The sequence below is a fragment of the Micromonospora sp. RHAY321 genome, assembly GCF_023896955.1.
GTDB lineage: Bacteria > Actinomycetota > Actinomycetes > Mycobacteriales > Micromonosporaceae > Micromonospora.
Map to the genome: position 1 here is coordinate 115,804 of NZ_JAMHIW010000005.1, position 11,110 is coordinate 126,913.

Here is an 11,110-nt window from a genome sequence, read left to right on the forward strand (position 1 = left end):
GGCAGGGTTCGGGTCAGTGCCGCAGCTCGGCGATGCAGCACTTCACGCTGCCACCGCCCTTCTTCAGCTCGGCCAGCTCGACCGGGACCGGGTTGTAGCCGGCGGCCTTGAGCTTGCCGGCCAGCCGGGTGGCCTCGCTGTTGAGCACCACGTTCGCGCCGTCACTGACCAGGTTGAGTCCGAACGCCATGGCGTCGGAGTCGTCGGCGACCACCGCGTCCGGGAAGAGCTGGGTGAGCACCCGCTGGCTGGCCGCGGAGAACGCGCCGGGGAAGTAGACGACGTTCGAGTCGTCGATGGCGGCGAGCGCCACGTCCAGGTGGTAGAAGCGGGGGTCGATCAGGCGCAGCGACACCACCGGCCGGCCCAGCGCCTCCTGCGCCTCAGCGTGCGCGGGAATCTCGGTGCGGAAGCCGTGCCCGGCCAGGATGAGCCCGCCGTGCGCCTCCGGCACGTACGCGAAGTCACCCTCACCCTCGTTGGTCTCGCTTGGGGCGATGAAACGCCAGCCCTGCGACTCGTAGAAGGCGTGGTGCGCGGCGGCCTCGGCGGCCCGCTGCTCGTGCTTGAACCGCGCGCCGTAGACGCTGCCGTCCACCATGAAACCGCCGTTGGCGGCGTAGACCATGTCGGGCAGGCCCCGCTCGGGGGTGAGCAGGTGCACCTCGTGCCCGAGATTGACCAGCGTCTCGCGCAGCCGGTCCCACTGCTTGACGGCCAGTTCCCGGTCGACCGGGGTGGTCACGTCCATCCACGGATTGATGGCGTACTCGACCGCGAAGTGCTCGGGCGAGCACATGAGATATGTCCGCTTTCGCGGGACTCGCTGCTGGTTCACGGTCACCAAGAGTAGGTACCGTTGAACTTTGGTAACAGCCACAACCATTGCTTCCCAGAGGCGGAACGTTGCAGATAGACGCGGTAGACCAGCGGATCATTGCGTTGCTCGTCGCCGACGCCCGTGCGTCGTACGCCGACATCGGCACCCGGGTGTCACTCTCCGCCCCGGCGGTCAAGCGCCGCGTCGACCGGCTCCGCGCCACCGGCGTGATCAGGGGATTCACCGCCGTGGTCGATCCGGCCGCCGTCGGCTGGACCACCGAGGCGTTCGTCGAGCTGTTCTGCGCCGGCCGGACCACCCCGGCACAGATCGGCGTGGCCGCCCGCCGGCACCCCGAGGTGGTCGGCGCGTACACCGTCTCCGGCGAGGCGGACGCGCTCGTGCACCTGCGTGCCGCCGACATCGCCCACCTGGAGGCCGCTCTGGAGCGGCTGCGCGCCGAGTCGTTCGTGACCTCCACCCGGAGCACCATCGTGCTCTCCCGACTGGTCGAGTCGCCCGGCGTCGGTCCGTCCACCCGCTGACCTTGACCTCAAGCCCGCTTGAGGAGTTGGACTGGTCGTGGCGTGCGGGCACCGTGCCCCATCGTGGCCGAGGAGGTTTCCATGCGGGCGGTCTGGTTACGTGAGTTCGGCGGGCCCGAGGCGCTGGTGCCGGGCCCGGCACCCGACCCGAGGCCCGGCCCCGGCCAGGTGCTCATCGACGTCGCGCACGCGAACATCACCTTCGTCGAGACGCAGCAGCGCTCCGGCCGCCCCGGACCGTTCCGGGTCACCCCACCACTGATCCCCGGCAACGGCGTCGGCGGGGTGATCACCGCCGTCGGGGCGGACGTCGACCCGGCACTGACCGGACGGCGGGTGGTCAGCGCCACCGGCGGCTCCGGCGGGTACGCCGAACGGGCGGCGGTCGACGCGTCCGCCCCCTTCGAGGTGCCGGACGGGCTGGCCCTGGACGCGGCGGTGGCGCTGCTGGCCGACGGACGTACCGCCACCATGCTGGTCGAGGCGGTCGGCGTCCGTCCCGGCGACCGGGTACTGGTGGAGGCCGCAGCGGGCGGTGTGGGCAGCCTGCTGGTGCAGCTCACCGCCCGGGCCGGCGCGCGGGTGATCGGCGTGGCGGGTGGGCCCCGCAAGGTGGACCTGCTGCCGGGGCTCGGTGCCGAGCTGGCGGTCGACTACCGCGTGCCGGGCTGGGCCGACCGGATCCGGGAGGCGGTGGGCGGAATCGACGTGGTGCTCGACGGTGTGGGCGGTGCGGTCGCCCGAACGGCGTTCGAGCTGCTGACCCCGGGTGGCCGCATGGTCAGCTTCGGGTTGGCCAGCGGCGAGTGGTCCCCGGTGTCCCCCGAGGACGCGGCCGCCCGGCAGGTCACGCTGGTCCGGCCCGAGGTGCCGCCCGCGCGGCTGCGCGCGTACACCTCTCAGGCGCTGGCGGACGCGGCGGCCGGCCGGCTCCGACCCTTGATCGGGCAGCGCTTCCCGCTGGAGCGCGCCGCCGACGCGCACGCCGCCATCGAGTCCCGCGCGACAGTCGGCAAGACCCTGCTGGACGTCTCCTGAACCGCGCTCAGAGGTACATGCCGGTGCGATGCTCGGACTCGTCGCGGCGCGGCTTGTCGCCCTCGCCGAAGAACCGCTTGCCGCCGAACTCGCCGTGCAGCCGGTCGTCCAACTCGTCGGCGAGCCCCGTCATCACCTGCACCGCCAGCATCAGGTGGGTGGCCTGGAAGTTGCGGCCGAACACCGGGATGGACGCCCACACCGTGTCGTCGGCGCAGTAGAGGCGGCCGATCGGCATCCGGTTGGTCAGCTCGGAGAGCTTCACGTAGAGCCGCTCGGTCGGCTCGACCTCGGTGAGCACCGGGGAGAAGACGTCCACCAGAGGCGGGTTGTCCCGCACCCGGACGAAGACCATCGCCGAACCGGCGCGGATGGTGATGTCGCCGTCCGAGTCGATCTGCAACCGGTCCGTGTCGGACTTGAGCATGGTGGAGACCACGGTGCGGACCCGATCCGCCAGGTCGAGCACGTCGTCCCGCTCGACCTGCGCGGCGGCCGCCTCGGCCAGCGCCTCCTCCAGGTCGCCCTCGACGTCGGCGTCCGGGCCGAACTCGCTGCGCGCGGTGCCCAACGGCTCCACGGCCAACGGCTCGCCCTCGGCGTCCTGCACCAGGTAGACGAGGAACGCCGGGTGCGGGGCGCCGTACACGTCGCGCAGCGTCCGGGAGAGCAACGCGGCGATCCGGGGCGCCTCCGCCGCCGTACCGTCCAGCCCGAAGGAACCGCCGGAGCCGGCCACCACACCGGGCGGGGACCAGCCGAGCGCGATCATGTCGGCCACCGCGGTGCGGTCCAGCCGGTACCCCTGCGGCAGCGTGGCGTTGCCGACCGCCCGGGCGGAGAGCGAGCCGTCGCCGTCCACGTCGACGCTGATCGAGTAGACGGCGTCCCCGGTCCCGGAGGCGGTGGGGTCCAGGGTCAGTTCCAGGTGCGCGTCGGCGGGCAACTCCCGCAGGCGTACGGCGAGCGCACGGGCGAACTCCTGCCACGCCTCGGTCACCTTGGCCCGCAGGTCGGTGGTGCTGGGCTCGTCGAGCAGGATCGACTCCGCCGGCTCGGCCGTTGCTGTGTCGCCGGGCTCACCGACCGGCGCCGAGGGGTGGTCAGCCGTCATGATCGCCTCCGTCCGTCACGATCACCCTACCCACGCCGCCCGGGGGCCCAATCAGCCCGGACCGGGATCGGACACCCGGCTCGCCCCGCCGGCACGCGGATGCCGAGAAGCGCCTGCTCGCGCCGCCTGACGCTCAGGGGCGCGTCGGATCGGCCGGCTCTGCGCCCAGCTCGACGGGCCAGTTGCCGGCCAGGGCACTGAGCCGGGCCGCGGCGTCGGCCGGGTCGGCACCCCGACCCACCGCCAGCCCCAGCAGGTAGGCCGCGACCGGCGCCCCCGGCCGCAGCACCTGGTGGGCGACGTCGCGGGCCAGGTCCAGCACCGCGGGCACGGACACCTGGGTCGGATCCAGGTCCAGCTCGGCGCAGGCCGCCGTGACCCAGTCGTCCATCACCGTCATCGCACCCACTCCTCCGCCCGGCGTACGTCCTCGTCAGTGTCGCAGTCGAACCACGGCGGCGGGCCGTCGCCGGACCAGGGCACCTCCCGGACGACGAGGTCACCCAGCAGCGCCCGGACCGGAGCCCCCGCCACCGTGCCACCCCGCCCGGCGGCCAGCCGGCCCAACGCCGCCCGCAGCGCGGCCACCCGCCACACGCCGCACAGCGACTGCCGCCGCCCGTCCGCGTCGACGAAACACGCCCCGTCGAGCCGGCCGGTGCCGCGTTCCGGGCGGGAAGGGCTGGTGCCGCCGTCCAGGACGGGACCGGCAACGGCGCCTTCCGGGTCGTCGAGGTGGGTCAACAGCTCACCGATCGCCGCGCGGGTCAGCAGCGGCAGGTCGGCGGCGAGCAGCGCCACCAGGGTCGTACCCGGGTCGAGCAGCGCCAACCCGGCCGCCGTCGCGGCGACCGGTCCCCCACCGGGCGGATCCTCCCGGGTCACCCGCACCCCGCCCGGGACGGCGTCGGCCGGGCCGACGAGTACCCGCGGCGCCGCGTCGGCGACGGCGGCCAGCACCCGGTCACGCATCGGTCGGCCGCCGACCGGCAGCGCGGGCTTGTCGACCCCGCCCATCCGCCGGGCGGCGCCACCGGCGAGCACCAAAGCGGCGTACGTCCCCATCCGGCCACGGTAACGGTGCCGACACCCGGTCGGCATCCGCTGCCGAGCCCCGATGCCCGGTGGCCGTGCGGGCGTACCGGCGCGGGGTGCAGGATGGCGGGATGGGACGGGCGACTGACCGACGGGGCGTACTCCGCATCGACCTGGACGCGGCGGCCGACGGGCGCGGATCCGTCCGCCGGCCGGACAACCTGGCGGTGGAGGAGCCGCTGGAGATCCGCGTCGGCGCGGCCGGCCCCGGCCGGCGACGGCCGCTCGCGGTCACCATGCGCACCCCCGGAGACGACCTCGACCTGGCCATCGGGTTCCTGCTGACCGAGGGGCTGATCCGCTCGACCGACGACGTGCTCACCGCGCAGCTCTGCGCAGGCGCCGAGACGCCCAACACGTACAACGTGGTGGACGTGGTGCTCGCCCCCGGCGTGCCGGAACCAACCACCGACCCGTCCCGGAACTTCTACACGACCAGCTCCTGCGGGGTCTGCGGCAAGGCCAGCATCGACGCGGTACGCACCCGCTCGCTGTTCCCCGTCGCGGCGGACCCGCTCACCGTGCCAGCGGCCCTCCTCGCCGAGCTGCCCGACCGGCTGCGCGCCGCGCAGCGCGGCTTCGACCGGACCGGCGGCCTGCACGCGGCGGGACTGTTCACCCCCGCCGGGGAGCTGGTGGTGCTCCGGGAGGACGTGGGCCGGCACAACGCCGTGGACAAGGTGATCGGCTGGGCGGTGCGGGAACGCCGGCTGCCGCTGGCCGGGCACCTGCTGCTGGTCTCCGGCCGGGCCAGCTTCGAGCTGACCCAGAAGGCGTGGATGGCCGGACTGCCGCTGCTCGCCGCGGTCTCGGCGCCGAGCACCCTCGCCGCGGAACTCGCCGACGAGGCGGGCATGACCCTGGTCGGCTTCCTGCGCGGCCGGACCATGAACGTCTACGCCGGCCCGCACCGGATCACCGTGGAGCAGCCGGCCTGACGGGCAGCTCAGCGGTTGAGCAGGTCGAACAGCTCCAGCCGGACGGCGGCGTCGCGGGCGACCAGGAAGCCGACAATGCCGAGGAGCCAACCGAACGCGCTGCCCGCCTTCGTGCTGATCCAGGTGTTCAACCGGGCCAGCACCGGCTCGACCAACGCCGGGCGGGCCACCCTGGCAGCCAGCAACAGCACCGCCGGCAACACCATGACCAGGCAGTATCCGGCCAGCAGGACCACCACGGTCGCCGAGCCGACCCCCGAGGTGGCCAACAGACCCACCGCCGCGAGGTACGGGAGCATGGTCGCCACCTCGGCCAGCGCGGCGAGCAGCGCGAGCCCCACCAGCCAACGAGCCGACGAGTCGCCGGCGGTCGCCCGGTCCCGCCAACGGAGCACGCCACCGGTTCTTGGACGCCGTTTGCCGTCGTAGCGGAAGCTGAGCGCGAGCAGCGCGACGCCCAGGACCAGTTGCGCCCAGAGCACCCCACGGTTGTCCATGGCCCCACCCAGCACATCGGCCAACCTGGCACCGCCCCAGACGAGCAGCAGCCCGACCGCGAGGTAGAAGGCGGCGATCGTCGCGAGGTAGGCCAGGATCCGCCGGACGCTGACCGGCCCGGGCGCGAGCAGCAACCAGACCGGGATGAAGAGGGTGCCGATGCTGGTGCTGTCCACCAACGCCAGCCCGGCCAGCGAGAGCAGCAACGCGATGGTCATGTCGTACCAGTGCGGGGAGCGGACACCAGACCATTGTCCGGGGGTGGCTGCTCCGCCGAGTCGGCCGTGAACAGGAGAGACGCGTACATCCTTCGACGGACGCGTCAGCCGGTTCGAGGATGCTCCACGGTTCAGCGGCGGCCACGTCGGCTCCGCCTGCGGGGACGGACGACGTTCGGCAGGCCGACCGACGGCCAGCCGTCCAGCTCCGACGGGGGCACCCCGCGCCGGAGCAGGTCGTCGAGGAGCAGCGCGAGCGAGTAGTCGGGGTGCACGCTCAGCACCCGCTCCAACGCGACCGCCGCCAACGCCCCCTGCCCCGCCCGCCAGGCGGCGAACGCCAGCAACGCACCGGGCGCGGCGGTCAGCGCCGGCTCCGACCGGCGCAGGACGTCGGTCCAGAGGGCCATGTCCCGGTCCCGACCGTCGGTGCGTTCCCAGGCGTGGTCGCGGATCGGCAGATGGGTCAGCAGCAGGCCCAGCCAGGCCACCTCGTCGTCGTCGAGCCGCTCGTCGCGCCGCTGCCGGCGCTGCGCCTCCCGGACCGCCGCCACCCCGGCGGAGCGCAGCGCCCGGCCGCCGAGCAGGTCGCTCGCCGGTGCCTGCTCCACCAGCTCGGTCAGTCGCCGCTCGGCCCGGGCGGTCGCCGCGACCAGCGCGTCCCGGGCGGGGCCATCCACCGGCGACACCTGCGCCACCAGGGCGGCCCGGTCGGGAAGAGCGACCTGACCGGCGAAGACCGCCGAGGCCGTCACCTGGTTGGCCGCCGGGTCGTGACGCCGGCCCTCCGGGGGGCAGCAGTCGGCCTCGGTGCAGAGGTAGGACCACCACCTGCCGTCGGTCACGCGCAGAACGTCCAGCACCTCCAGCCCGGCCCCGGTCAGGGCGGCGCGCACCGCGTCCACGCTCGGCGTCACCCGCTCGGGCGGCCCGTAGCCGACCACGGTCGCGGCCTCGGCACCCTGCCGACGGATAACCCCGGCGAGGTGGCGTGCCCGCTCGACCGGGTCGTCCGACGGATCGGGCAGGTCGGCGCGGGCGGCGAAGATGATCCGCCGTCCGCGCAGCGCCACCGCGACCACGCTGTCGGCCGGGTGGAAACCGAGCAGATACGGCACAGCGGCGAGCAGGTCGGCGGGTGAGCGTACGGCGAGCCGGGGGCGTTCGGTCGAGGTCATGCCGGAAGCCTGCGGCGGGCCGACGGGGCTTCGCCGCCCCTGTGGACGACACGCGACTTATCCACAGTCACTCACCGTGTTGTCCCTGCTCAACGCAGCTCAGGACGTGCACGGAAGGGACCGGTCGTCTCGCGAGTCGAACCGATGTGTTCGGGCGGCACCGATGTGTCATGGGGAGCGGTTACCGTGCGCTGATGGACCTGGCGTACCTGCGCGCGCACCCGGCACACCTGCCGACGTTCCTGACCCACCAGCGGATCCGGGAGACTCCGGTCGCCGGAGGGGACATCTGCGCCGCCGCCCGGCTCACCCTGGACGACGGAAACTCCGTCTTCGCCAAGTCCTGGCCCGAGCGGGCCGCCCGGCCGGTGCCGGAGGGCTTCTTCGCCACCGAGGCGGCCGGGTTGCGCTGGTTGCGGGAGACCGGCACGGTCGCCGTACCCGAGGTGATCGTGGCGTTGCCCGATCTGCTGGCGCTCGACTGGGTGGAGCCCGGCGAGCCGACGCCGGAGGCCGCCGAGCGCTTCGGCCGGGAGCTGGCCGGCCTGCACCGCGCCGGGGCACCGGCCTTCGGTGCGAGCTGGCCCGGCTTCATCGGTGCGCTCCCGCAGGACAACACCCCCGACGACGGCCCCTGGCCCACGTGGTTCGCCGACCGACGACTCGTCCCCTACCTCCGGCGATCGGTCGACAACGGCGCGCTGGGCAGCGCCGACGCCGACCTCGTCGAGCAGGTGATCGGCCGCGTCGGCGAGTTCGGCGGGGACGAGCCGCCGGCCCGCATCCACGGCGACCTGTGGCCGGGCAACGTGCTGTGGGGCGCCGACGACCGGGCCTGGCTGGTCGACCCGGCGGCGCACGGCGGGCACCGCGAGACCGACCTCGCCCAGCTGGCGCTCTTCGGAGGCCTCCCACACCTGGGCCGGGTGCTGTCCGCCTACGAGGAGAGCTGGCCGTTGGCCGACGGCTGGCGATCGCGGGTGCCGCTGCACCAGCTGCACCTGCTGCTCGTGCACACCGCGCTCTTCGGCGGTGGCTACCGCGATGCGGTCATTGAGCACGCCCGAGCCGCCCTGGGCCGGCCCGAGCGCGCTACGGTCGACAGGTGAGCGTCGCCCCGCGGACCGACGGCGTCCTCGTCGACCGGTACGGCCGCGTCGCCCGGGACCTGCGCGTGTCCCTCACCGACAAGTGCAACCTTCGGTGCACCTACTGCATGCCGGCCGAAGGGCTGCCCTGGCTCGCCGGCCCCGAGCTGCTCAGCGACGACGAGGTCGTCCGTCTGGTCCGGGTGGCCGTCGAGCGGCTCGACGTGACGGAGGTGCGGTTCACCGGCGGTGAGCCGCTGATCCGACCCGGGCTGCTCGACATCGTCGGCGCGGTCGCCGCGCTGGAGCCGCGACCACGGATCTCCATCACCACCAACGGCATCGGCCTGGACCGGCTCGCCCCCGCGCTGCGCACCGCCGGCCTCGATCGGGTGAACGTCTCACTGGACACCCTGGACCCGGCACGGTTCACGCAGCTCACCCGCCGTCCCCGGTTGGACGCGGTGCTCGCCGGGCTGGCCGGGGCCGCCGCCGCCGGGCTCACCCCCGTGAAGATCAATTCCGTGTTGATGCGCGGCGTCAACGACGACGAGGCACCGGCGCTGCTCCGCTTCGCCGTCGACCACGGCTACCAACTGCGGATCATCGAGCAGATGCCCCTGGACGCCCAACACGGCTGGGACCGCGGCACGATGGTCACCGCCGAGGAGATCCTGGCCTCCCTGCGTACCCGCTTCGATCTCAGCCCCGACCCGACCGAACGCGGCGCGGCACCGGCGGAGACCTGGCTCGTCGACGGCGGGCCGGCCCGGGTCGGCGTGATCGCCAGCGTCACCCGTCCCTTCTGCGGCGACTGCGACCGCACCCGGCTCACCGCCGACGGCCAGGTCCGCGCCTGCCTCTTCGCCACCGAGGAGTCCGACCTGCGGGCCGCGCTGCGCGGGGGCGCCGACGACGACGAGCTGGCCCGGCGCTGGCGCACCGCCATGTGGGGCAAGCGCGCCGGGCACGGCATCGACGACCCGACCTTCCTCCAGCCGACCCGCCCGATGTCCGCGATCGGGGGCTGAGTCGTGGAGCCGACGCCGCTGACCATCCGCTACTTCGCGGGCGCACGCGCCGCCGCCGGCCGTGCCGAGGAGGTCACCCCCGCCGGCCGGTCGCTCGACGACCTGACGGTCGAGCTGGCCCAGCGGCACGGCGACCAACTCGCCGCCGTGCTGCGGGTGGCGAGTTTCCTGGTGAACGGTGTGACCTGTCATGATCGTCAGGCACCCCTGCCGGGCGGGGCCACCATCGATGTCCTGCCCCCGTTCGCGGGCGGCTGAGAGAGGCGCACAGATAATGGCGGTTGTGGGTTTCGTGGCCGTCCTGGCGCTGATCACCGGTCTCATCCATCTCTACCTGTGGAAGCGGCTGGTTCGCGACACCACCGCCCCCGGCCGCTGGCGGCGGATCGGCGGGATAGCGGCCCTGGTGCTGGCGCTGCTCGTGCCGGTCACCCTCGCCGGGACCCAGGCCGGGCTCTACTGGCTCGCCTGGCCGGGCTACCTCTGGCTCGCGCTGATGTTCTACCTGCTGGTCCTGCTCGCCGTGCTGGAAGTGCCGATGCTGGTCACCCGGCTGGTGCTGCGCCGCCGGGTGGTCGCCGCCGAGCCGACCACCGCCGCCCCCGAGCCGGTGCTGGTCGGCGCCGCCGGGCCGACCGAGCCGCCGGCCGCCGGTGCCGTTGCGGCGCCCGACCACGACCCTGCCCGCCGGCTGCTGCTGGCCCGGGGCGCCGCGATCTTCGCGGGCCTCACCGCCGTCGGTGTCACCGGGTACGGCGTACGCACCGCGCTCGGCCCGCCCCACCTGGACCGGGTGCGGATCCCGCTCGCGAAACTCCCCCGCAGCATGGACGGCCTGCGCATCGCGACCGTCTCCGACATCCACCTCGGCCCGCTGCGCGGCCGCGCGCACACCGAGCGGATCGTCGCCGCGATCAACCGGCTCGACGCCGACCTGGTGGCGGTCGTCGGTGACCTGGTCGACGGCTCGGTCGCCGAGTTGGGCTCGGCCGCCGCGCCGCTGCGGGACCTGCGCTCCCGGTACGGCAACTTCTTCGTCACCGGCAACCACGAGTACTACTCCGGCGTGGAGGAGTGGGTCCAGGAGGTGGACCGACTCGGGCTGCGGGTGCTGCAGAACCAGCGGCAGGAGATCCAGGCCCGGGGCGGCGTCCTCGACCTGGCCGGCGTGAACGACCTGTCCGGCACGGGCACCGGCCTCGCCGCCGGGCCGGACTTCGCCGCCGCCCTCGGTGACCGCGACACGAGCCGGCCGGTGGTCCTGCTCGCGCACCAGCCGTTGGCGGCGGTCGAGGCGGCCACGTACGGCGTCGACCTGCAACTGTCCGGGCACACCCACGGCGGGCAGATGGTGCCGTTCAACCTGGCCGTCCGGCTCGAACAGCCGGTGGTCAGCGGGCTCGGCGAGGTCGACGGCACCAAGGTCTACGTGACCAACGGCGCTGGCTTCTGGGGTCCACCGGTCCGGGTCGGCGCCGAACCACAGATCACCCTGGTCGAGTTGCGCTCGGCATAGCGGACGTCACGTCCGCGCGTGGCGGCAGGCG

The 11,110-nt window shown here is 73.9% G+C and carries 13 protein-coding genes; 7 read left to right on the forward strand and 6 right to left on the reverse strand.

The window, feature by feature from the left end; translation table 11 throughout:
* Nucleotides 1–13 precede the first annotated feature (13 nt).
* A complete protein-coding gene (ddaH, locus tag M8C17_RS14050; RefSeq protein ID WP_374558321.1) occupies nucleotides 14–847 on the reverse strand; it encodes a dimethylargininase in 834 nt (277 codons plus the stop codon).
* A 59-nt stretch (nucleotides 848–906) separates the two neighbouring features.
* Between ddaH and M8C17_RS14055 the strand changes: the two genes are divergently transcribed.
* A complete protein-coding gene (locus M8C17_RS14055; protein WP_074315467.1) occupies nucleotides 907–1,365 on the forward strand; it encodes an Lrp/AsnC family transcriptional regulator in 459 nt (152 codons plus the stop codon).
* A 63-nt stretch (nucleotides 1,366–1,428) separates the two neighbouring features.
* On the forward strand, nucleotides 1,429–2,403 hold the full coding sequence (locus M8C17_RS14060) for a zinc-binding dehydrogenase (protein ID WP_252416893.1): 975 nt from the start codon (nucleotides 1,429–1,431) through the stop codon (nucleotides 2,401–2,403).
* 7 nt (nucleotides 2,404–2,410) lie between these two features.
* On the opposite strand, the gene M8C17_RS14065 is transcribed toward M8C17_RS14060, so the two are convergent.
* From M8C17_RS14065 to M8C17_RS14075, 3 genes are all read right to left on the reverse strand, one after another.
* On the reverse strand, nucleotides 2,411–3,517 hold the full coding sequence (locus M8C17_RS14065) for a YbjN domain-containing protein (RefSeq protein WP_252416894.1): 1,107 nt from the start codon (nucleotides 3,515–3,517) through the stop codon (nucleotides 2,411–2,413).
* 133 nt (nucleotides 3,518–3,650) lie between these two features.
* On the reverse strand, nucleotides 3,651–3,917 hold the full coding sequence (locus tag M8C17_RS14070) for a DUF6457 domain-containing protein (RefSeq protein WP_252416895.1): 267 nt from the start codon (nucleotides 3,915–3,917) through the stop codon (nucleotides 3,651–3,653).
* Nucleotides 3,914–4,582 (reverse strand): molybdenum cofactor guanylyltransferase, encoded by a 669-nt coding sequence (locus M8C17_RS14075; protein WP_252416896.1) that lies wholly within the window; start codon nucleotides 4,580–4,582, stop codon nucleotides 3,914–3,916. The genes M8C17_RS14070 and M8C17_RS14075 overlap by 4 nt, the downstream gene beginning before the upstream one ends.
* 101 nt (nucleotides 4,583–4,683) lie before the next feature.
* Between M8C17_RS14075 and fdhD the strand changes: the two genes are divergently transcribed.
* Complete coding sequence (gene fdhD / locus M8C17_RS14080) at nucleotides 4,684–5,550, forward strand: formate dehydrogenase accessory sulfurtransferase FdhD (protein WP_252416897.1); 867 nt, start codon at nucleotides 4,684–4,686, stop codon at nucleotides 5,548–5,550.
* An 8-nt stretch (nucleotides 5,551–5,558) separates the two neighbouring features.
* On the opposite strand, the gene M8C17_RS14085 is transcribed toward fdhD, so the two are convergent.
* Nucleotides 5,559–6,266 (reverse strand): GAP family protein, encoded by a 708-nt coding sequence (locus M8C17_RS14085; protein ID WP_252416898.1) that lies wholly within the window; start codon nucleotides 6,264–6,266, stop codon nucleotides 5,559–5,561.
* Nucleotides 6,267–6,397: 131 nt separating this feature from the next.
* Nucleotides 6,398–7,444, reverse strand: coding sequence for a DUF4192 domain-containing protein (locus M8C17_RS14090; RefSeq protein WP_252416899.1), 1,047 nt, complete (start codon nucleotides 7,442–7,444; stop codon nucleotides 6,398–6,400).
* A 194-nt stretch (nucleotides 7,445–7,638) separates the two neighbouring features.
* Between M8C17_RS14090 and M8C17_RS14095 the strand changes: the two genes are divergently transcribed.
* The 4 genes from M8C17_RS14095 to M8C17_RS14110 are packed head-to-tail and all read left to right on the forward strand — an operon-like array spanning nucleotide 7,639 to nucleotide 11,079.
* A complete protein-coding gene (locus tag M8C17_RS14095; RefSeq protein WP_252416900.1) occupies nucleotides 7,639–8,553 on the forward strand; it encodes a fructosamine kinase family protein in 915 nt (304 codons plus the stop codon).
* Entirely contained in the window at nucleotides 8,550–9,563 is a 1,014-nt protein-coding gene (gene moaA / locus M8C17_RS14100; protein WP_252416901.1) for a GTP 3',8-cyclase MoaA, read from the forward strand. The genes M8C17_RS14095 and moaA overlap by 4 nt, the downstream gene beginning before the upstream one ends.
* 3 nt (nucleotides 9,564–9,566) lie before the next feature.
* A complete protein-coding gene (locus M8C17_RS14105; protein WP_252416902.1) occupies nucleotides 9,567–9,821 on the forward strand; it encodes a MoaD/ThiS family protein in 255 nt (84 codons plus the stop codon).
* A 13-nt stretch (nucleotides 9,822–9,834) separates the two neighbouring features.
* Nucleotides 9,835–11,079, forward strand: coding sequence for a metallophosphoesterase (locus tag M8C17_RS14110; RefSeq protein ID WP_252417145.1), 1,245 nt, complete (start codon nucleotides 9,835–9,837; stop codon nucleotides 11,077–11,079).
* Nucleotides 11,080–11,110: the final 31 nt, after the last annotated feature.

Excerpts from the sequence above, each read along its gene's own strand:
- M8C17_RS14065 (WP_252416894.1), bottom strand. The coding sequence starts at position 3,517 with ATGACGGCTGACCACCCCTCGGCGCCGGTCGGTGAGCCCGGCGACACA.
- M8C17_RS14070 (WP_252416895.1), bottom strand. The coding sequence starts at position 3,917 with ATGACGGTGATGGACGACTGGGTCACGGCGGCCTGCGCCGAGCTGGAC.
- M8C17_RS14075 (WP_252416896.1), bottom strand. The coding sequence starts at position 4,582 with ATGGGGACGTACGCCGCTTTGGTGCTCGCCGGTGGCGCCGCCCGGCGG.
- fdhD (WP_252416897.1), top strand. The coding sequence starts at position 4,684 with ATGGGACGGGCGACTGACCGACGGGGCGTACTCCGCATCGACCTGGAC.
- M8C17_RS14085 (WP_252416898.1), bottom strand. The coding sequence starts at position 6,266 with ATGACCATCGCGTTGCTGCTCTCGCTGGCCGGGCTGGCGTTGGTGGAC.
- M8C17_RS14090 (WP_252416899.1), bottom strand. The coding sequence starts at position 7,444 with ATGACCTCGACCGAACGCCCCCGGCTCGCCGTACGCTCACCCGCCGAC.
- M8C17_RS14095 (WP_252416900.1), top strand. The coding sequence starts at position 7,639 with ATGGACCTGGCGTACCTGCGCGCGCACCCGGCACACCTGCCGACGTTC.